The sequence below is a fragment of the Thioclava atlantica genome (assembly GCF_000737065.1).
In the GTDB taxonomy this organism is placed as follows: Bacteria; Pseudomonadota; Alphaproteobacteria; order Rhodobacterales; family Rhodobacteraceae; genus Thioclava; species Thioclava atlantica.
Window position 1 is genome coordinate 21387 of the sequence record NZ_AQRC01000013.1, and the last position, 19728, is coordinate 41114.

General features: G+C 66.0%; 21 protein-coding genes. 12 read left to right on the forward strand and 9 right to left on the reverse strand.

The annotated features are described in order from the left end of the window. Positions 1-2 precede the first annotated feature (2 nt). Both DW2_RS14625 and DW2_RS14630 read right to left on the reverse strand, forming a co-directional pair. On the reverse strand, positions 3-1586 hold the full coding sequence (locus DW2_RS14625) for a phospholipase D-like domain-containing protein (RefSeq protein WP_038147820.1): 1584 nt from the start codon (positions 1584-1586) through the stop codon (positions 3-5). Positions 1587-1707: 121 nt separating this feature from the next. Further along, positions 1708-3306 (reverse strand): phosphoenolpyruvate carboxykinase, encoded by a 1599-nt coding sequence (locus tag DW2_RS14630; RefSeq protein ID WP_038147821.1) that lies wholly within the window; start codon positions 3304-3306, stop codon positions 1708-1710. Between the two features lie 345 nt (positions 3307-3651). Between DW2_RS14630 and DW2_RS14635 the strand changes: the two genes are divergently transcribed. The 7 genes from DW2_RS14635 to DW2_RS14665 are packed head-to-tail and all read left to right on the forward strand — an operon-like array spanning position 3652 to position 9019. Then, positions 3652-4353: a response regulator transcription factor gene (locus DW2_RS14635; protein ID WP_038147822.1), complete on the forward strand. Its 702-nt coding sequence runs from the start codon at positions 3652-3654 to the stop codon at positions 4351-4353. A 12-nt stretch (positions 4354-4365) separates the two neighbouring features. Continuing rightward, positions 4366-6111 (forward strand): sensor histidine kinase, encoded by a 1746-nt coding sequence (locus tag DW2_RS14640; RefSeq protein ID WP_038147823.1) that lies wholly within the window; start codon positions 4366-4368, stop codon positions 6109-6111. Positions 6112-6115: 4 nt separating this feature from the next. Then, entirely contained in the window at positions 6116-6553 is a 438-nt protein-coding gene (locus DW2_RS14645; protein WP_038147824.1) for an HPr kinase/phosphorylase, read from the forward strand. After that, positions 6526-7470, forward strand: a complete 945-nt coding sequence (gene rapZ / locus DW2_RS14650) for an RNase adapter RapZ (protein ID WP_081875010.1) — start codon at positions 6526-6528, stop codon at positions 7468-7470. The genes DW2_RS14645 and rapZ overlap by 28 nt, the downstream gene beginning before the upstream one ends. After that, positions 7467-7874, forward strand: coding sequence for a PTS sugar transporter subunit IIA (locus DW2_RS14655; protein WP_038147825.1), 408 nt, complete (start codon positions 7467-7469; stop codon positions 7872-7874). The genes rapZ and DW2_RS14655 overlap by 4 nt, the downstream gene beginning before the upstream one ends. Further along, positions 7865-8137, forward strand: a complete 273-nt coding sequence (locus DW2_RS14660; protein ID WP_038147826.1) for an HPr family phosphocarrier protein — start codon at positions 7865-7867, stop codon at positions 8135-8137. Before DW2_RS14655 ends, DW2_RS14660 begins: the two co-directional genes overlap by 10 nt. Positions 8138-8164: 27 nt before the next feature. Continuing rightward, entirely contained in the window at positions 8165-9019 is an 855-nt protein-coding gene (locus DW2_RS14665; protein ID WP_051856129.1) for a lysophospholipid acyltransferase family protein, read from the forward strand. Positions 9020-9093: 74 nt separating this feature from the next. Here the strand turns inward: DW2_RS14665 and DW2_RS14670 are convergent, their stop codons facing one another. Beyond that, positions 9094-9510 carry a GNAT family N-acetyltransferase gene (locus tag DW2_RS14670; protein ID WP_051856134.1) on the reverse strand — a complete coding sequence of 139 codons (417 nt, stop codon included), beginning with the start codon at positions 9508-9510 and terminating at the stop codon, positions 9094-9096. After that, positions 9507-10649: a succinyl-diaminopimelate desuccinylase gene (gene dapE, locus DW2_RS14675; protein WP_038147827.1), complete on the reverse strand. Its 1143-nt coding sequence runs from the start codon at positions 10647-10649 to the stop codon at positions 9507-9509. The genes DW2_RS14670 and dapE overlap by 4 nt, the downstream gene beginning before the upstream one ends. 276 nt (positions 10650-10925) lie before the next feature. On the opposite strand from dapE, the gene DW2_RS14680 reads away from it, so the two are divergent. After that, positions 10926-12074 carry a Hint domain-containing protein gene (locus DW2_RS14680; RefSeq protein WP_038147828.1) on the forward strand — a complete coding sequence of 383 codons (1149 nt, stop codon included), beginning with the start codon at positions 10926-10928 and terminating at the stop codon, positions 12072-12074. 3 nt (positions 12075-12077) lie between these two features. Here DW2_RS14680 and DW2_RS14685 read toward each other — a convergent pair whose 3' ends face one another. Next, positions 12078-12836 (reverse strand): sulfite exporter TauE/SafE family protein, encoded by a 759-nt coding sequence (locus tag DW2_RS14685; RefSeq protein ID WP_038147829.1) that lies wholly within the window; start codon positions 12834-12836, stop codon positions 12078-12080. A 203-nt stretch (positions 12837-13039) separates the two neighbouring features. On the opposite strand from DW2_RS14685, the gene DW2_RS14690 reads away from it, so the two are divergent. The 3 genes from DW2_RS14690 (at position 13040) to DW2_RS14700 (ending at position 16381) form a co-directional block, all read left to right on the forward strand. Then, positions 13040-14704 (forward strand): acyl-CoA dehydrogenase family protein, encoded by a 1665-nt coding sequence (locus DW2_RS14690; RefSeq protein ID WP_038147830.1) that lies wholly within the window; start codon positions 13040-13042, stop codon positions 14702-14704. 117 nt (positions 14705-14821) lie between these two features. Then, positions 14822-15820: an NAD-dependent epimerase/dehydratase family protein gene (locus tag DW2_RS14695; RefSeq protein WP_038147831.1), complete on the forward strand. Its 999-nt coding sequence runs from the start codon at positions 14822-14824 to the stop codon at positions 15818-15820. Between the two features lie 57 nt (positions 15821-15877). Next, positions 15878-16381, forward strand: coding sequence for a GNAT family N-acetyltransferase (locus tag DW2_RS14700; protein ID WP_038147832.1), 504 nt, complete (start codon positions 15878-15880; stop codon positions 16379-16381). On the opposite strand, the gene recO is transcribed toward DW2_RS14700, so the two are convergent. Beyond that, positions 16372-17094, reverse strand: coding sequence for a DNA repair protein RecO (recO, locus tag DW2_RS14705; RefSeq protein WP_038147929.1), 723 nt, complete (start codon positions 17092-17094; stop codon positions 16372-16374). The genes DW2_RS14700 and recO overlap by 10 nt on opposite strands. Before the next feature lie 86 nt (positions 17095-17180). Between recO and DW2_RS14710 the strand changes: the two genes are divergently transcribed. After that, the gene (locus DW2_RS14710) at positions 17181-17804 is read left to right on the forward strand and encodes a Pr6Pr family membrane protein (protein WP_038147833.1); all 624 of its coding nucleotides are present in this window, start codon (positions 17181-17183) and stop codon (positions 17802-17804) included. Here DW2_RS14710 and DW2_RS14715 read toward each other — a convergent pair. From DW2_RS14715 to rnc, 3 genes are read right to left on the reverse strand one after another with little or no spacing between them, the layout of a single operon-like run. Beyond that, entirely contained in the window at positions 17794-18132 is a 339-nt protein-coding gene (locus tag DW2_RS14715; RefSeq protein WP_038147834.1) for a DUF1491 family protein, read from the reverse strand. The two genes, DW2_RS14710 and DW2_RS14715, sit on opposite strands and share 11 nt — an antisense overlap. Beyond that, complete coding sequence (era, locus tag DW2_RS14720; RefSeq protein WP_038147835.1) at positions 18132-19043, reverse strand: GTPase Era; 912 nt, start codon at positions 19041-19043, stop codon at positions 18132-18134. The genes DW2_RS14715 and era overlap by 1 nt, the downstream gene beginning before the upstream one ends. Continuing rightward, positions 19040-19726: a ribonuclease III gene (gene rnc, locus DW2_RS14725; protein ID WP_038147836.1), complete on the reverse strand. Its 687-nt coding sequence runs from the start codon at positions 19724-19726 to the stop codon at positions 19040-19042. The genes era and rnc overlap by 4 nt, the downstream gene beginning before the upstream one ends. Positions 19727-19728 lie beyond the last annotated feature (2 nt).

The following is a 19728-nucleotide window of genomic DNA, read 5'->3' on the forward strand; positions in this document are numbered from 1 at the left end:
GCTCAGAGCATCCATTCGATCGGCAGGCGCTGCGCGACCCAGAGCAGGATGCGATGGGTCAGCGGAACGCCGGGTTCGCGGGCCAGTTCGGGCTGGCCGGGGCGGGACCAACGCAGGCTCTGGGCCCGGGTCAGCCGCAGGCGCCATGCGCGTGCGGGGATGAATTCGCGGAAGGCATCGGAAATCTGCTCGGCGATCTCGGGCGAATTGATGACGATCCCGAGTTCGGTATTGAGCCGCATCGAGCGCGGGTCGAAATTGAACGACCCGATGAAAACCCGCTCGCGGTCGACTGCGAAGACCTTCGCGTGCAGCTTGTTGCGCGAGAAGGGCGAGGTGCCGCGGATGTCCGAGCCGAGAAACTCCCCCGGCCGCATCCCCGGCGAGCGCTGCGCCTCGGCATCGGGAGCATATTCGTAAAGCTCGATCCCGGCCCGCAGCAGCCCCTTGCGGCGATGTGCGTAGCCCGAATGCACGAGAGGCACATCCGTCGCGGCGTAGGAATTGGTCAGCACCCGGATCTTGGCGCCGCTTTTCGCGATCCGTCGCAGAAAGCGGACCCCGGTGCGCGTCGGGACGAGATAGGGCGTCACCAGGACAAGCTCGCGGGCGGGCTGGCCAAGCGCCCGGACGAGATATTGCCAAAGGAGTTTGCGCCCCTGCAAGAGCCCCCGGATCTTGGCGGGATGATCGTAGATCAACTGCGCCTCGGCGATGACCGTCGGGGCCTCGGGGTCGAGGATCCTGCCCGCCGCGTTGTGGGCGGCAAGCGCGCGGGCATAGATCTCGGCCTCGGGGCCGGAAAGATGTGTGGTCTCGGCCTCGATGACGTCGCGGGCTTCGGCGGCGGAGCAGGGACGCAGAAGATGCTCGACCGGGATCGCGGGCCGTGCGTTCCAGTACATGTCGAACTGCGTCCCGATCTCGGTGAGGACCGGGCCTGCGACGGTGACGTCGAGATCCATGTAGAGGCCCGAGGTGGACAGATCGTTGAAATAGTCGTCCCCGATATTGCGCCCGCCGAGGATCGCGACGCGTCCGTCGGCGATCATCGCCTTGTTGTGCATCCGGCGGTTCAGGCGGCGGAAGTCCGAGAGATAGCCGAGAAACCGTATCCGCCGGACCGGGAAGGGGTTGAACAGGCGTGTCTCGACATTGGGATGGCTGGCGAAGGCGGCAAGGATCCGGTCGAGCCCCGCGGTCCCGTTATCGTCGATGAGAAGCCGCACCCGCACGCCGCGTTCGGCCGCGCGGCGCAGCGCATCGAGCAGGAGCGCGCCGGCGGTGTCGTTCTGCCAGATGTAATATTGCAGATCGAGCGAGGTCTCGGCCGCCTCCACCAGTTCGAGCCGCGCCGCCAGCGCTTCGAGCGGATCGGCCAGAAGCTGGAAGGCGTTCTGACCCGCCGCGCGTTCGAGCCGCGGACCGAGCGCGGTGGCGATCCGCCCGGTCTCGGGGGCGCTCAGCGCCTTGCTGCGCGCGAAGGGACCGCGCGGGAGCCGGGTCGAAAGGCGGGTGGCAATCAGCGTGAGGGCCACGAGCACGATGACGGTGCTCAGGGCAAGCAGAAGCACAATGTTGATCATCGCGTGTTTCATGGCCCGATGAATGTAGGCGGATCATCGGCTTAGGGAAGCGCTCTGTCACGCCGGAAAGAAAAAAGGCCGGCGCTGTGGCCGGCCTTCTCTGCGATGTCATCGTTCCGGATCAGCCGATCGCGGCCGCCTTCACGTCGTCGTCGATATAGGGGACGTATTGCGCGAAGTTGTCCGAGAACATCTCCACCAGCTTCGCCGCCTGCGCGTCATAGGCCGCGGCATCGCCCCAGGTCCGGCGCGGGTCGAGCAGGACCTCGGGCACGCCCGGCACCGAAACCGGCACGTCGAAGCCGAAATTCGGATCCTTGCGGAACTCGACATCGTGCAGCGAGCCGTCGAGCGCCGCGGTCAGAAGCGCGCGGGTGGCCTTGATCGGCATGCGCGAACCGGTGCCGAAGGCGCCGCCCGTCCAGCCGGTATTCACCAGCCAGCACGAGGCGCCGTGCTCGCGGATCTTCTCTTGCAGGAGCTTGCCGTAAACCTCCGGGCGACGCGGCATGAACGGCGCGCCGAAGCAGGTCGAGAAGGTCGGGATCGGCTCGACGACGCCGAGCTCGGTGCCCGGGGTCTTCGAGGTGAAGCCCGAAAGGAAGTGATACATCGCCTGCGCCGGGGTCAGCCGCGCGATCGGCGGCAGCACGCCGAAGGCGTCGCAGGTCAGCATGATCACGTTCTTCGGATGGCCGCCCAGCGAGGTTTCCGAGGCATTCGAGATGTAATGCAGCGGATAGGCGCAACGCATGTTGTCGGTGAGCGAGTTGTCCTCGAAATCGAGCTCGAGCGTGTCGGCGTCGTAGACCATGTTCTCGACCACCGTACCGAACATCGAGCAGGTCGCGTAGATCTCGGGCTCGGCTTCGGCGGAGAGGTTGATCGTCTTCGCGTAGCAGCCGCCCTCGAAGTTGAAGATGCCCTTCTCCGACCAGCCATGCTCGTCATCGCCGATCAGCACGCGCGACGGATCGGCCGAGAGCGTCGTCTTGCCGGTGCCCGAGAGGCCGAAGAACACGGCGGAATCGTCAGGATTGTCGATCGCGTGGTTGGCCGAGCAGTGCATCGCCATGATGTCCTTGCCGGGCAGGATGTAGTTGAGAAGGGTGAAGACGCCCTTCTTGTTCTCGCCGGCATAGGCGGTGTTGCCGATCAGGATCAGCTTCTTGTCGAAGTTGAGCGCGATCACCGTCTCCGAGCGGCAGCCGTGGCGCTCGGGGTCGGCCTTGAAGCTGGGGCAGTTGATGATCGTCCATTCCGGATCGAAGCTGTCGAGCTCGGCGCGTTCGGGGCGGCGGAGCATGGTGCGCAGGAACAGCCCGTGCCAGGCAAGCTCGGCCACGAGGCGCACGTCGAGCCGGTGCTCGGGATCGGCGCCGCCGTAGAGATCCTCGACGAAAGCGTCGCGCCCCTTGAGGTGCTCGAGCATGTCGGCATGCAGCCGGTCGAAGGCGTCGGGCGCCATCGGCGTGTTGTTCTCCCACCAGATCGTGTCTTCGACCGAGGGGGTGCGCACAACATACTTGTCTTTCGGCGAGCGGCCGGTGTGCTTGCCCGTGGTGCAATAGAAGGCACCGCCCTTGCCAAGCGTGCCCTCGCCGCGCTTGATCGCCTGTTCGATCAGAGCTGGTTCCAGCAGGTTGTAATAGACATTCCCCAGACCTTCGATGCCTTGATCCTCAAGGCGTTTCGCCGGGTTCACGCGTCCAATGTCCATCTGTTGCTCCCGATGCCGTCGCACGGCTTTCATGGGTTCCTCCCGGCGCGTCGGGGCCTCGATGCGCCGACCCGAGCAACAATGTTACCCGGGTGGCCGCCCTATAGCATGACAATTTTGCGAAGGAACAGGAAGCTTTGACGCAGTTAGCGCAACCATTTTGACGTTTAGCGCCACCATCGCGAATTGTTGCGCCCGGGTGCGGCAAAATGGTCAAATCTCTGGATTTTTCGCGCCTGATGATTCGAGTTTTGGGCGTGATTCGCAGGTTGCTGTTGATTTGGGCGGTCCGAAGACGGAATATGCGGCAAACAACAAACAAGAGCAGTAGAGGGATTTTCCAACATGTCGAGGATCGCGCTGGTCGACGATGACCGTAATATTCTGACATCCGTCTCGATGACGCTCGAGGCCGAGGGTTACGAGGTCGAGACCTACAATGACGGACAGGCGGCTTTCGACGCTTTCAACAAGCGTTTGCCGGATATGGCCGTTCTCGACATCAAGATGCCGCGCATGGACGGGATGGAACTGCTCCAGAAGATCCGCCAGAAAACGACGATGCCGGTGATCTTCCTGACCTCTAAGGATGACGAGATCGACGAGGTGCTCGGCCTGCGCATGGGGGCGGACGATTACGTCAAGAAGCCGTTCAGCCAACGCCTGCTGGTCGAACGCATCCGCGCGCTGCTGCGCCGCCAGGAGGCGATTTCGGGCAACGAGGTGGCCACGACCGAGGAAACCAAGGTGATGGTGCGGGGTTCGCTCGAGATGGACCCGCTGCGTCACGCGGTGATGTGGAAGGGCCGCGACGTGACCCTGACCGTGACCGAGTTCCTGCTGCTGCAGGCGCTCGCACAACGCCCCGGTTTCGTGAAATCGCGCGATCAGCTGATGGACGTGGCCTATGACGATCAGGTCTATGTCGATGACCGCACGATCGACAGCCACATCAAGCGCCTGCGTAAGAAGATGCGTGCCGTCGACGAGGAATTCTCGGCGATCGAAACGCTCTACGGGATCGGGTATCGTTACAACGAAGAATGATCGGATCACCCGATGAGCATCGCCGGAAGGATCGGATTGGGACGCAAGCCCGCCAAGAGAGCATTGCGAACGGCGCTCGATACTGACGTCGTTCTCGGAGAGGACTGGGAAGGCCCCGCAGGCGCGGTCGATGACGACCTGCGTCGGGGCCGCAAACGGCGCACGATGCTCGCGCTCAACCGCTCGCCCCTTGCCCGCAAGATCATCACCTTCAACCTGCTTGCGATGATCGTGCTCGCGGCGGGGGTTCTCTATCTCAACCCGTTCCGGGACTCGCTGGTCATGCAGCGCGAGAGCGGCATCGTGAACGAGGCGCAGCTCGCCGCGGATGTCTTCGAGGCCCAGATGCCCGCGGGAGCGCCGGTCAATCTGGCCGCCGGCGACGGGATCGATCCGATGGCGACGATCAAGGGGATCGAGCTGCCGGACGGGGCCGACCTCTTCCTGTTCGACCCGGGCGCGGCGCTGATCGGCACCACCACCGTGGGCGGACGCGCGCCGGTGGAGCCGGTTCACGGCCTGACGCTCGAACGCGGTTCGACCATTCTCACCGATCTGCTCAGCAGCGCCTGGTCGGCGGTGTCGGGGCTATTCCCGCATGGGAACGAGGTCGTCCCCGACGGCAGGCTCGAGATGGTGCGCAGCCTCGTTCCCGCCGCGCTTCAGGGGCGCACCCAGATCGCCTCGCAGAAGAACGGCACGGGGTCCACGATCTTCGGGGTCGCCACGCCGATCCGGCAGGGCGACCGGGTGGTGGGCGTGGTCGGCCTCACCTCGGTGGCGGGCGAGATCGACGCGCTGGTCCGTGTCGAGCGCGAGCAATTGCTGGAGCTTTTCGTCATCGCCATCATCGTCTCGATCGGCCTGAGCCTCGTGCTTGCGTCCACGATCGCGAACCCGCTCTCCGACCTCGCCGCCGCGGCCGAGATCGGGCGCGACAAGAATGCCCGCAAGATGTCGCCCTCGCGGGTGCGCATCCCCGACCTGACGGCGCGGCCCGACGAAATCGGGCGGCTCTCGGGGGCATTGCGCGGCATGGTGGGCGCGCTCTACGAGCGGATCGACGCGAATGAACAGTTCGCCGCCGATGTCGCCCATGAGGTGAAGAACCCCCTGGCCAGTCTGCGCTCGGCGGTGGCCTCGCTGCGCATGGTCAAGAAGGAAGAGCACCGGATCAAGCTGCTCGACGTCATCGAGCACGACGTGCGCCGCCTCGACCGTCTGGTGAGCGATATCTCCAACGCCTCGCGGCTCGATTCGGAGCTGGTGAAGGAAGAGGAAGAGCCCTTCAATCTGGTGAAGATGCTTTCGAACCTCAGCGAGTTCCTCGGACAGCAGGCGCACAAGAAGGGGGTCGATTTCATCACCGACCTTCCCAAGCAGCCGATCGTGATCTCCGGTCTCGAAGCGCGTCTGGCGCAGGTCTTCGTCAATCTGATCACCAACGCGGTCTCGTTCTGCGAAGAGGGCGATGCGGTGCGTGTCTGGGCCCGCCAGCGCGACAACCGCGTTCTCGTCGTGGTGGAAGATACCGGGCCGGGCATTCCCGAAGAGGCGCTGACCAAGGTCTTCACGCGCTTCTATTCGCAACGTCCCGAGGGGCAGTTCGGCGATCACTCGGGCCTCGGTCTCGCGATCTCGAAGCAGATCGTCGAGGCGCATGGCGGCGTGATCTGGGCCGAGAACATCCGCCCCACCGATGCCGATCCGACGTCCGAGCCGCTGGGCGCACGTTTCGTCGTGGGCCTTCCCGTGTGACGCGATGGGTGACCCTCCGGCGTCCCCGTTCAACGTCCATGCCAGCGTCGTCGCGCTCGATCCCGGGCGCGGCGTTCTCATTCGCGGTGCGTCGGGGGCGGGAAAATCCGCGCTCGCGCTGAGGCTCATGGCCTATGGTGCGCATCTCGTCGCCGATGACCGGGTCGATCTGAGCGTGGAGGACGGCGCGCTGATCGCGCGCGCTCCCGCGGCGATCGCGGGCCGGATCGAGGCGCGCGGCGTGGGCATCCTGAACGCCGAAGCGCTCGAGCGGGCCCGGATCATCCTGTGCGTCGATCTCGACCGGATCGAGACCGATCGGCTCCCAACCTGTCGAAAAGACAGTCTTCTGGGGGTGGAACTCCCCCTTGTGCTGCGGGTGCAACATGATCATTTTGACGTGGCAATCCTGCAATGGCTGAAAGGGGGGCGTTGGGCGTGACCCGATCCGATCCGACTTGGGCTCAGAGAGGTCAGCGCGTGGTCCTCGTGACCGGCCCTTCCGGCGCCGGACGCACCACCGCGATCGGCGCGCTCGAGGATCTGGGCTACGAGCCGATCACCAACCTGCCGCTCAGCTTCGTGCCGCGGCTACTCTCGGGCCATCTTGAACACCCGGTCGCCCTCGGGGTCGATGTGCGCGGGCGGGATTTCTCCGCGGCGGCGCTGATCGAGCTGATCGACACCCTGACCCGCGAACCCGATCTGGATCTCGATCTGCTCTATCTCGATGCGCGTCCCGAGGTGCTCGAGCGGCGCTATTCCGAGACCCGCCGCCGCCATCCGCTTTCGCCCGACGAAGCGCCGGGCGAGGGGATCGCCGCGGAAAACGACATTCTCGCACCGATCCGGCTCCGGGCCGATGTGCTGATCGACAGCTCCGAGATGAGCCCCCACGAGTTGCGCGCCGAGGTCGGACGCTTCTTCGATACCGGCCGCATCGAGAAGCTCGCCGTCTCGGTAAGCTCCTTCAGCTACAAGCGGGGCGTGCCGCGCGGGATCGACCTGATGTTCGACTGCCGGTTTCTCTCCAACCCGCATTGGGAGCCCGAGCTGCGTCCGCTCGACGGGCGCGATGCCGCGGTGGCGGCCCATGTTTCCGCCGATCCCCGCCATGGCGAATTTCACCAACGCGTGCTCGATCTGTTGCTGTTCCTGCTTCCTGCCTATGTCGAGGAGGGCAAGACCCATCTCTCGGTGGGGTTCGGCTGCACCGGCGGGCAACACCGCTCCGTCGCCGTGACCGAGAGCATCGCCAAAGCGCTTGCGGAAGCGGGATGGCAAGTGTCTAAACGACACAGGGAACTTGAACGCCGGGCACCCGAGGGTGCCGAGACCAGGATGAGGACAGGCGCGTGATCGGGATCGTGATCGTGGCACATGGTGGATTGGCGCGGGAATATCTCGCGGCGGTCGAGCATGTCGTGGGCCCGCAAAGCGGGATCCGCGCGATCACCATCGAGGACGATCACGACCGCGCCGGCAAGCAGGCCGAGATCCGCGCCGCCGCCGATGCGGTGGATGCCGGCGACGGCGTCGTCGTGGTGACCGACATGTTCGGCGGATCGCCCTCGAATCTGTCGCTCATGGCCTGCGAGCAGAGGGACCGCGAGATCATCTACGGCGCCAATCTGCCGCTGCTCATCAAGCTCGCGAAATCGCGCAGCCTCGGCGTGCATGCGGCGGTCGAGGCGGCGCTCGATGCGGGCCGCAAATACATCAACAGCTACAATGCCCGCGAAGGGGTCGTGAAATGTCCGTGAGCCGGAAGCTCGAGATCGTGAACGAGAAAGGCCTGCATGCACGCGCTTCGGCGCGTTTTGTCGAGGTCGTGGAGGTCCATGACGCGCGCGCCACGGTCACGAAGGACGGCATGAGCGTCTCGGGCGACTCGATAATGGGGCTTTTGATGTTGGCAGCTTCGCGCGGAACCACTATTGAAGTGACGACGAGCGGGGCCGATGCCGAGAAACTCGCCGAGGCGCTGACGGCGCTGGTGGATGACAAGTTCGGCGAAGGCATGTGACCCGCGGATAACCCGAGAGGTCCAGCCATGGATCAGCAGGTCGAGATCGCCGAAGCCCAGGCTATTTCCAAACCCTATGACAAGCGCCGCTTGTCCTATTCCGGCACCTTCACCAACCCGTTCAAGGTCGGCACGATCCGCACGCTCGAATGGGTGACGGCCAAGACGCATCTGCTGCGCCTGATCCGGAAGTTCGAGAAACGCGGCGCGCCCATGGGCGCGGAATTCTGGCCGCAGGCGCTCGACGTGATGGGGATCGAGGTGACGACCCCGCCCGAACAGATCGCCCGCATTCCCAAGGAAGGCCCGCTCGTGGTGGTCGCGAACCATCCGCACGGGCTCGTGGACGGGATGGTGCTGGCCTACCTGATCGGCCAGGTGCGCGACGATTACCTGATCCTGACCCGTTCGCTGCTGACCGGCATTCCCGAGATCGAGCAATACATGCTGCCCGTGCCGTTCCCGCATGAGGAGAACGCCCGCGAGAACAGCCTCAAGATGCGCGCCGCCTGCATGGCGCAGCTGAAACGCGGCGGCGTGGTCGTTCTGTTCCCGGCAGGCCAGGTGGCCTATTCCGAAACCCTCTTCGGCCCGGTGATCGAACGCGAATGGAACCCGTTCACGGCGAAGATGCTGGCACGCTCCGGCGCCTCGGTGCTGCCGATCCGCTTCCCGGGGCAGAATTCGCGCGCCTACCAAGTCGCGAACAAGCTTTCGGCGACGGTGCGCCAGGGCTTGCTGCTCTACGAGATCAAGCGCGCGCTCTACAAGCCGCAGCACCCGGTGATCGGCCATCCCAAGGCGGCCGAGGATATCGCCGAGCATCTCGGTAACCCGCGCAAGTTCCTCGCCGATCTGCGCGCGGAAACGCTGTCGCTCTGAGAGCCGCGGGGCAGGGGGGCGCTGCCCCCGTCGCGTTCCGCGACTCCCCCGGGATATTTGGAGCAATTGGAAAGTCAGAGCGGCTTTTCCATATCGCGATGCGCAATGCCCGCGTCGTCGTAATCTTCGCCATAGGGTTCGAAGCCGAGCTTTTCATAGAACGGGATCGCGTAGCTCTGGGCGGAGAGATAGGCGCGGGTGCATCCCATCGCCCTGAGCAGCGCGCAGGCCTCGCGCACCAGCGCCGCGCCGAGGCCGGTGCCGCGCGCCGCTTTCGCCACGCAGAGCCGCCCGATCTTTCCGGTCTCGCCCGCGCGGATCAGCCGCGCCGTCCCCAACGGCGTCTCACCGTCCCGGGCAAGCAGATGGACCGCACCCGCGTCGAGATCGTCCCATTCCTCTGGCTCGGAGATCCCCTGCTCCTCGATGAAGACCGCGCGGCGCAGCGCGTGGCAGGGGGCGTAATCGCTGACCGCCTCGATGGTGATCATGCGAAATAATCCCGCAGAATCCGGGCATAGACGCGCTTGAGCGTCTCGATCTGCTCGACCGGCACGCGTTCGTCCACCTGATGCATCGTCGCGCCCACGAGGCCGAATTCGACGACCGGGCAGTGATCTTTCACGAAACGCGCATCCGAAGTGCCGCCCGAGGTCGACAGTTCCGGCGCGCGACCCGTCTCGTCCTCGACCGAACGCGCCACGAGATCGACGAAGGGCCCGGGCGGGGTGAGGAAGCTCTCGCCCGAGATGTCGGGATTGAGCGCGAAGGCGATGCCGGTCGCCTCCGAGATGTCCTGCGCCAGAGCCTCGCCCCATGCGGTAAGGCTTTCGCCGCTGTGAGTGTCGTTGAAGCGGATATTGACCGTCGCGCGCGCCTTGGCCGGGATCACGTTATTGGCCGGATTGCCGCAATCGATCGTGGTGATCTGCAGGCTCGAGGGCTGGAAATGCTCGGTGCCCTCATCCAGCGGCGTTTCCGTCATCCGGCCCAGCAGCGTCACCAGCGCGTGGAGCGGGTTCTTCGCGCGATGCGGATAGGCGGCATGCCCCTGCACGCCCTCCGCCTCGATATAGAAGGTCAGCGAGCCGCGCCGGCCGATCTTCATCATCTCGCCCATCTCGTTGGGGCAGGTCGGCTCGCCCACGAGGCAGACCGACATCGCCTCGTCGTGGTCTTTCATCCAGTCGAGCAGGGCCCGCGTGCCGTCGCGTCCGGGCCCTTCCTCGTCGCCGGTGATGGCAAGGATCACGGCGCCGTCGGGCGGGGTTTCAGTGACCAAATCCACCGCCGCGGCGGCAAAGGCCGCGACCCCCGTCTTCATGTCGGTCGCGCCCCGGCCCCAGAGAACGCCGTCGACGATCTCGCCCCCGAACGGGTCGTGGCGCCAGGCGGCCGCGTCGCCCACGGGAACGACATCGGTATGGCCGTTGAAGCCGAAGCTCTTCGCCGCGCCTTTCGCGCCCCAGCGGGCGAAGAGATTGGGCGTGCCGTTGCGATCGACCCGGGTGCAGTCGAACCCCGCCTCCGAAAGCAGCCTCTCCAGCAACACCAGTGCCCCGCCCTCTTCGGGCGTGACGGAGGGACAGCGGATCAGGTCGACGCTCAGGGCAACGGGATCGGTGGTCATGGGCTCTCCTTGCGGCAGTTGCGACAGGCTTAGTGCGCCCTGCCGCGCGGAGCAATGGCTGTTGCAAAGCGGTCACCCCGGCGCGCGTGGATGCCCGGGGAAGGAAGAGAGGCTTCGTGGATCGGGCCGGGCGTGCCATCATTTCCCAAAATCAAAAAGCCCGTGGCAGGGCGATACGAGCAGGGCAACGCCCGAGAGACCCGACTTCCGCACCCTTCGCGCCTCGCGCGAGGGCGCATGCTGCGTATCGCATCAAGCTCCGGGCCGGAGGCAGGCATGGCACAGAACACGACGCAGCCCCGTGACGGGCATGGCGACGACGGCACGGGCACGCAGCACGGCTGGGTCGCGGCGCATATCGCCCATCGCGGCTCCCACCGATTCACCGAGCGGCGCCTGCCGGACCTGATCGCGCGCGGCACGCTGATGCTGGAATTCTCGCTGATGCGCGGCGAGACGATGCCGCTTTCGCTGGTCCATCTCGCACAAGGCGCCCCACGGACGGATTTCCTGTCGCTTCAGTTCGACCGCGAGGGGCGCATCGTCCTGACCCACCGGCGCGGCGAGGCGGTGCATGCGATCTCGATCGATGCCTCGCGCGAACGGCTCGCGGGCGGTCTGATGCGGTTGAGCTGGCGATGGGACGGGCCGGCGCGCGAAAGCCTCCTGACGCTGAAATCGCTCGGCCCCGGCACGATCCGGCAGCAGGCGGGCACGGCGCCCTTGCCGCTCACGCGCGGGGAGTTCTCGGCGATTGCCCAAGGCACGGGCCCCGCCAAGATCGGCCCGCGGGTCGATTGGATCGCGCTCGGCGATCATCTGCAACCGCTCGGCCCGGCCGGGTGTTTCGCGCCCTCCACGCCGATCCTGACGCCGGACGGGCCGCGCCCCGCCGCCCATCTTCGCACAGGCGACTTGGTGGAGACCGCCGATGCCGGGCCGCAGGAGCTGGTCTGGGCGGGGCGGGTCAGCCTGCCCGCGCTCGGCTATCTGCGCCCGGTGAAACTCTGCGCGCCGGTCTTCTCGGAAAACCGCGACCTGTGGGTGATGCCGCAGCATCGGGTGGCACTCTCGGGGCCTAGCGTCGATTACATCTTCGGGGAGGAGGAGGTGCTGATCGAAGCCGGGGATCTGGTTGACGGGGTCGCGGCCCTGCAACCGGACCGGCCCGGCGTGCTGAGCTGGTACGGGCTCTTGCTGGACGATCACCACCTGCTGATCGCCGATGGCTGCAAGCTGGAAAGCCTCCATATCGGGCGGCTTGCCCGCAATCCGCTGCTCGGCGCCACGACCGCTCTGGCGGAGCTCGCCCGCGACGGCCGGCTGCCGCTCCATCGCAAGGCCTGCCGCAAGATCGTCCGGGGCATCGAGGCGCGTACCCTCGCCGAGGCGCGCCGTGCCGGTCTCAAGCCCTTCGTGGCCTGACGCTCAGCCCATCAAAGCCTTGCGCAGCAGGTTGGCCCCGGCGAGACCGAGCAGGATCAGGGTCCAGCGCCGGAACGCGACCGGATCGAGCTTGTCGTGGGCTGCGAAGCCGAGCCGCATCCCGATCAGCGCGGGCAGCACCATCAGCGCGGAAAGCGGGATCGTCTGCGCATTGAGCACGCCCGAGACCAGATGCGACCCGGTCAGGATCACCGCCCCGGTGAGGAAAACCACTCCGAGGATGCGCACCGATTCCTGCTTCGGCGCGTTGATCGAGAGGAGATAGATGATCAGCGGCGGCCCCCAGATCCCCGAGATCCCGCCATAGAGGCCGCCGATGATGCCCAGACAGGTCTCGGTCACCGCCCGATGGCGCGTGGGCAGGATGATCTGCCGCCCCGAGAGCTGCCAGATCGTGAAGGCGACGATCGGCCCGCCGAGGAGCGCATACATCAGCGCCTGAGGGATGCCGTCGACCATCGTCGCGCTGATCGGGATGAAGAGGATGATCATCAAGATGAAGAGCCGGTAGTTGCGCACCGACCCCCAGGCCGCGCCCACGCCCTGCCGGAAGGCCTGCATCACGTTGGTCACGAGCGTCGGCAGGATCAGCAGTGCGAGCGCCGTGTGCGGCGGCAGGAAGGAGGCGAAGCTCGAGAGCATGATCATCGGCATCGCGAAGCCGACCGCGCCCTTCACGAAACCCGCAAACAGCGTCACCGCGACCGCGAGGATCACTTCCCAGAGTTCCAGTCCGAACATGCGCGCCCTCCCCTTTCGGGCGGTTCTACCCGGTCGGGTGAGAGAGCACACGCCCAATTTCCGCCGGAAAACAACGCGTTCGGGCGGCGCCCACGATTCCGAAAGATATATTCGGTCCAATTCGCGCCATTTTGTGAATTTTTATTGCGCTGCGGATGCAAAGACCCTAAGCACTATGCAACTGCAGAATAGGGAGCCGACTCATGGCGCATGACGGGGCCGATATGCCGATGACCATCATTCTGGATGACCTTCTCTCGCTTGCCGAAGCGACCCTGCCCGAGGTCGAAACCCTCGTGGCCGATGCCACCGCCGCCCTGCGTGCGAAGACCGAACGCGACGGGCGCATCGACGGCGCGCTGATCGAGGCGCATCAATATCAGGCGCATGGCCTGTCCTGGCTCGCGACCTATCGGCAATCGCTCAAGCAGCTTCATGGCTGGGCCGCGCGCCTGACCGAAGAGGGCAAATTCCGCGAGATGGAGCAGCTGATCGTGCAGATCGGCTTCGGCGAATACCTCGCGCAGATCGCGGGCGGCATCCAGATGAACCAGGGCGAATTGGTGCGCCTGGCCGATCTGGGCGTCAGCTGGTCGCCTTCCGAGGCGGCCGCGGCGCTGATCGCGGGCGGCAATTCCAATGCGGCGCGTCTTCGCCTCGTCGAACTGATGCGGGACGTTCAGGGCCGGTCCGTCTTCGGCAATTCCGGCCTCGACGAAGACCTCGAGATGATCCGCGAGCAGTTCTACCGCTATGCGGAAGATCGGGTGAAACCGAACGCGCATGAATGGCACCTGAAAGACGAGCTGATCCCGATGGAGATCATCGAGGAACTGGCGGAACTGGGCGTCTTCGGCCTGACCATTCCCGAGGAATACGGTGGGCTGGGCCTGTCGAAAGCTTCGATGGTCGTCGTGACCGAGGAGCTCTCGCGCGGCTATATCGGTGTCGGCTCGCTCGGCACCCGCTCCGAGATCGCCGCCGAACTGATTATCTGCGGCGGCACCGAAGAGCAGAAGCAGAAATGGCTTCCCGGCCTGTCCTCGGGCGAGATCCTGTCGACCGCCGTCTTCACCGAGCCCAATACCGGCTCGGACCTGGGCAGCTTGCGCACCCGCGCGGTCAAGGACGGCGACGACTGGCTGATCACCGGCAACAAGACCTGGATCACCCATGCGCAGCGCACCCATGTGATGACGCTGCTCGCGCGCACCGACCCGGCCACCGACAATTACAAGGGACTGTCGATGTTCCTGGCGGAGAAGGCGCCGGGTACCGAGGACAATCCCTTCCCCACCGAAGGCATGACCGGCGGCGAGATCGAGGTGCTCGGCTATCGCGGCATGAAGGAATACGAGCTCGGCTTCGACAATTTCCGTGTGAAGGGCGAGAACCTTCTGGGCGGCGAAGAGGGCAAGGGCTTCAAGCAGCTCATGGAAACCTTCGAATCCGCCCGCATCCAGACGGCCGCGCGCGCCGTGGGCGTCGCCCAATCGGCGCTGGAGATCGGGATGCAATACGCGATCGACCGCAAGCAATTCGGCAAATCGCTGATCGAATTCCCGCGCGTGGCCTCCAAGCTCGCGATGATGGCCGTGGAGACGATGATCGCGCGCCAGCTGACCTATTTCTCGGCCTGGGAAAAGGATCACGGCCATCGCTGCGATCTCGAGGCGGGCATGGCGAAACTGCTGGGCGCGCGGGTTGCCTGGGCGGCGGCCGATAACGCGCTGCAGATCCATGGCGGCAACGGCTTCGCGCTGGAATACCAGATCAGCCGGATCCTTTGCGACGCGCGCATCCTCAACATCTTCGAGGGCGCGGCCGAGATCCAGGCGCAGGTGATCGCACGTCGCCTGCTGGGCTGACGCGATCCGATACCGAAAAGGGGCGGTGCGGGGTGAACCTGCCCGCTTCTTTGTCATTTGACTTCCCCCACCGCGCCCCCATTCTGAACCGAAAGGTTCAGGCACAGGGAGGCCATCATGGCCCGCACCGTTCTCGTCACCGGCATCACCGGCTTCATCGCCAAGCGCATCGCCCATGATCTTCTGGCTCAGGGCGCACATGTGCGCGGCACCTTGCGCAAGCTCCACCGCGCCGACGAGGTCCGCACGGCGCTTGCCGGTCTCGGCTCCGATGCGCTCGAGCGGCTGAGCTTCGTCGAGGCGGACCTGCTCTCCGATGCAGGCTGGCGCGAGGCGATGGCCGGGGCGGATGCGGTGATGCACACGGCCTCGCCCTTCCCGCTCTCGAAGCCGAAGGCCGAAAACGAGATCATCGCGCCCGCGGTCGAAGGCACGAAACGGGTGCTGTCGGCGGCACAGCGCGCGGGCGTGACCCGTGTCGTCCTGACCTCCTCGATGGAGGCGGTGATGCATGGCGTGACCTCCGCGCCGATGACCGAGGCCGACTGGTCGGACCCGAACGCGCCCACGGCAAGCGCCTATACCCGCTCCAAGATCTTCGCCGAACGCGCGGCGTGGGACTTCGCTGCCGCCCATCCCGAGATGCAGCTCACCACGGTCAATCCCGGCCTCGTCTGCGGCACCCCGATGGATCGCCATACCGGATCCTCGGTCGCGGTCGTCGAACGCATCCTGTCGGGCCGCGACCCCGCGATGCCGGATTTCCAGCTTCCCGTGGTCGATATCGCCGATGTCTCGGCCTGCCATGTCGCGGCGCTCGACCGCCCCGAGAGCATCGGCCGGCGCTATCTCTGCGCCGACCGCTTCCTGCCCTTCCCGGACATGGCCAAGGCGCTCAAGGCCGAATTCCCCGAGCGCCGGATCGCGACGCGCACCGCGCCGAACTGGCTGATCTCCACCCTGGCGCTGTTCGATGCGCAGGTGGCGCTGATCAAGCCCCTGCTCGGGAAAAGCATGTCGCTCAGCCATGCGGCGGCGCGGCAGGATCTGGGTGTGGATTTCGTGCCCGCAACCGACGCCGTGCTGCGCACGGGGCGGTTCCTCGCGACGAAATAGCCGTTGCGCGGCGCGGTGTTCGCGGTCATTTCTTCGGTTGCATGAAGGAGTGACCAGATGATCCGTGACGCCCGCCCCGAAGATGCCGCGGCCATTGCTGAGATCTACAATGACGCCGTCGACAACCTCACCGCGATCTGGACGGAGAAACGCACCGATGCGGCCGAGCGCGCGGCCTGGATCGCGGAGCGCCAGGCGGCCGGCTTCCCCGTCCTGGTGAGCGATGAGGAGGGCCGGGTTCTCGGCTATGCCTCCTATGGCAAATTTCGCGACAAGGACGGCTATGACCTGACGGTGGAGCATTCGGTCTATATCCATCGCGACGCGCGCGGGCGCGGTTTGGGAACGCCGATGCTGCAAGCGCTGATCGATCACGCGCGCGCGGCCGGCTTTCACGCGATGCTCGGGGTGATCGCGGCCGAGAACCAGGGCTCGATCCGGCTGCATGAGCGGCTCGGGTTCACCCGGGTGGGAACGCTGCCGCAGGTGGGCAAGAAATTCGGTCGCTGGCTCGATCTCGCCCTGTTGCAGATCACCCTCGACGACCGGGCTCACCCCTGACGGGCGAGCAGATCGACGAGCCGCTGGCGCGCCTCGGGCAAGGGGCGGTCGCCCAGATCGGGAGCCATCCGCTCGCCGAGGAAGAACCCGGTCAGCCGCAGCCCCTGCACGATCTCCGTCAGGCTCGCAGGCCCCTGCCCCAGCAGGCAAAGCGGCAGCGGCAGGAGTTTCGGCGCCCATTCCCCTGCGCCCGCGCGGCTGACCGCCCGGCCCGAACGGGGACTGACATAGGCCAGATCGTCGCGCGATCCGGTGACCGCGCACGAGCCCAGATCAAGCCCGTAGCCCATCTCCTCCAGCAGCCCCAGCTCCCAGCGAAGATAGCCCGGCACCCAGTCTCCGCCCTCCGCCAGCGCATCGAACAGCCGCTCGGACGAGGCGAACAGGCTCTCATGCGGTTCGCGCTCGGGCAGAGTGAAACGCAACAGCGCGCAGACCGCGTTGAGCCCCGCCAGCGCGGTGCGATCCGACAGGATCACCGCCCGGCTCTGCAAAGGTTCGAGCGTGTAACTTCCCAGGTGATCTTCCAGCCGCGCGCGCCAGGCCGCGCTGACGCGATTTCCCGGCTGCAGGATGCCCGCCATCTTGCGCGACGCACCGCCGCGCACCACGCCGGCATGACGCCCATGCCCCGCGGTGAACAGCTCGACGATCATCGAGCTTTCTCCATGCGGGCGCGCGGAGAGGATCGTGCCGTGGTCCTGCCAGTCCATGACCGCGACTATCGGCGCGGTGACGTTGCGGCGCAAGCCGCTTCGTGAGTTGCGCGCCCGGCCCCCTCGGCCCTAGCGTTCCGGCCATGACGCGCGCCTCTTTCACCTTCGCCTCTCTCATCGCCCTGGTCGAGCTCACGGCCTTCGGGGCGAGTTTCGCCAACAATCTGGAGATCCATCCCCATGCCGCGGTCCCGCTGGGGATCCTGTGGCTGATGTTTCGCTATTTCACGATCTGGACGAACAGCCTGATGGGTCTCGCCTTCGGCTACATGGTCTGGACGCGGCGCATGATCGGGCAGGGCTGGCTTGCGGCACTCATGCTCTGGATCATTATCGTCGGGGCTGTCTACCATCTGCTTCTGGCGGGCGACACGCCGCTGCACGGGCTCGATTGGCTCTCGAACCTGCTCTATCACACGGTGGCTCCCGTACTGGTGCCGGTCTGGTGGCTGGCTTTCGCGCCGAAACGCGCGTTGCAGCAGCAGCACGCGGCGCTGTGGCTGGCCTGGCCGCTCGTCTATCTGGTCTATGCGGTCATTCGCGGGCTCGAGACCGGCTTCTACCCCTATTTCTTCCTCGACCTGTCGAAGCTGGGATGGGGCGGGCTGGCGTTGTGGTGCGCGAAGTTCCTCATCGCCTTCTGGATCGGCGGGTTGGTGATCGTGGCGCTCGGGCGCGGTCTGGCACGGATCGGCCTCAGCCGCTGAGCCCCTCCTCGTCGAGCAGCGTGCGCCCGTCGCGGCTCTCGATCTCGACGACCCAGAGATCGGGGTCGAAGCTCAGCTGCTTGCGGATGCTCGCATCGACCTCGGCCTCGGGCCCGTCATGGAGCAGCATCCACGCGCTCTTGCCCGTCATCAGATCGGCGCGGCGTTCGTAACTCTGCGCGGTACCGTCGAGGCGCGCGCATTTTACCATCACCGCGCCGGAACTCGCCTGACCGCGCGCGGTGATATAGGCAGGGATATTCTCCAGCTCCAGCCGCTTGACGTAGGCGCGGACCCAGACATCCGTGGCCAGACGCGCCTCGACCATCACTTGCTGTCCTTGAAATCCAGCCCCATCTCGGAATAGCGCTCGGCTTCCTCGAGCCAGCCCGGCCGCACCTTCACCTGCAAGAACAGGTGCACGGGCCGTTCGAGAAACGCGCTGATCTCCTCGCGCGCGGCCTTGGAGATGCCCTTGATGGTCTCACCACCCTTGCCGAGGATGATCCCCTTGTGACCGTCACGCGCCACATAGATCACCTGGTCGATCCGGGTCGAGCCGTCCTTGCGGTCCTCCCAGCTCTCGGTCTCGACCGTGAGCTGATAGGGAAGCTCCTCGTGTAGGCGCAGCGTCAGCTTCTCGCGGGTGATCTCCGCCGCGATCATCCGCAGCGGCAGATCGGCGATCTGGTCCTCGGGATAGAGCCACGGGCCCTCCGGCATCTCGCCCGCAAGCCATGCCTTGAGATCGGCCACGCCATAACCACGCTCGGCCGAGATCATGAAGGTATGCGTGAACTCGAATTCCTCGTTCAGCCGAGCGGTCAGGCCCAGAAGCTCCTCGGATTTCACCTTGTCGATCTTGTTGATCGCGAGCGCCACCGGCTGCGTGCCCTCGCGCTCCTTGAGCGCATCGAGGATCGCGCGCACGCCCGGCGTGAGACCGCGATGCGCCTCGACCAGCAGAACGATCAGATCGGCATCGGCCGCGCCCCCCCAGGCCGCGTTGACCATCGCCCGGTCGAGCCGGCGCCGCGGCCGGAAGATGCCGGGCGTGTCGACGAAGACGATCTGGCTGTCGCCCTCCATCGCCACGCCGCGGATGCGCGCGCGGGTGGTCTGCACCTTGTGGGTGACGATCGAGACCTTCGCCCCGACCATCGCATTTAGAAGGGTGGATTTGCCGGCATTCGGTTCGCCGATCAGCGCCACGAAACCGGCGCGGGTTGTACTCGTCATATGCGCTCCTCGAGCCGCGCCAGCAAAGCCTTGGCCGCGGCCATTTCGCCCTGTCGCTTGGAGCCCGCCTGCGCGCTCTCATGCGCGCCGTTCTCCAGCCGGACCTCTATGGTGAATTTCGGGGCATGGTCGGGCCCCTGCCGAGCGGTGATCTCGTAGGAGGGCGGCGGCAGGCCGCGCGCCTGCGCCCATTCCTGCAGCGCGGTCTTGGGGTCGCGGGCATCTTCCTCGACGGTCTTGAGCCGCTCCGCCCAGAGCCGCAGCACCAGGTCCCGCGCCGCCTCGAACCCGGCATCGAGATAGACGGCGGCGATCACCGCCTCCATCGCATCGCCCAGAAGCGCCATCTTGCGCCGCCCGCCGCTCATCATCTCGGACCGGCCGAGCTTGAGCACCGCGCCGAGGTCGATCTGGCGCGCGATATCGGCGCAGGTTTCCTTGCGCACCAGCGCGTTGAAACGCGGCGCCATCTGCCCTTCCGAGGCCGCCTTGTCGGCAAGGAACAGCGCCTCGGCCATCACCAGGCCGAGGACGCGATCCCCGAGAAATTCGAGCCGCTGGTTGTCGGGCCGGGTCGGCGTCGAGATCGACGAATGGGTGAGCGCGCGCAGCAGGAGTTCGGGGCGGGAAAAGCGATGCCCCAACCGGCCCTCGAATGCCTTGATCTCCGCGCTCAGTTTCAACG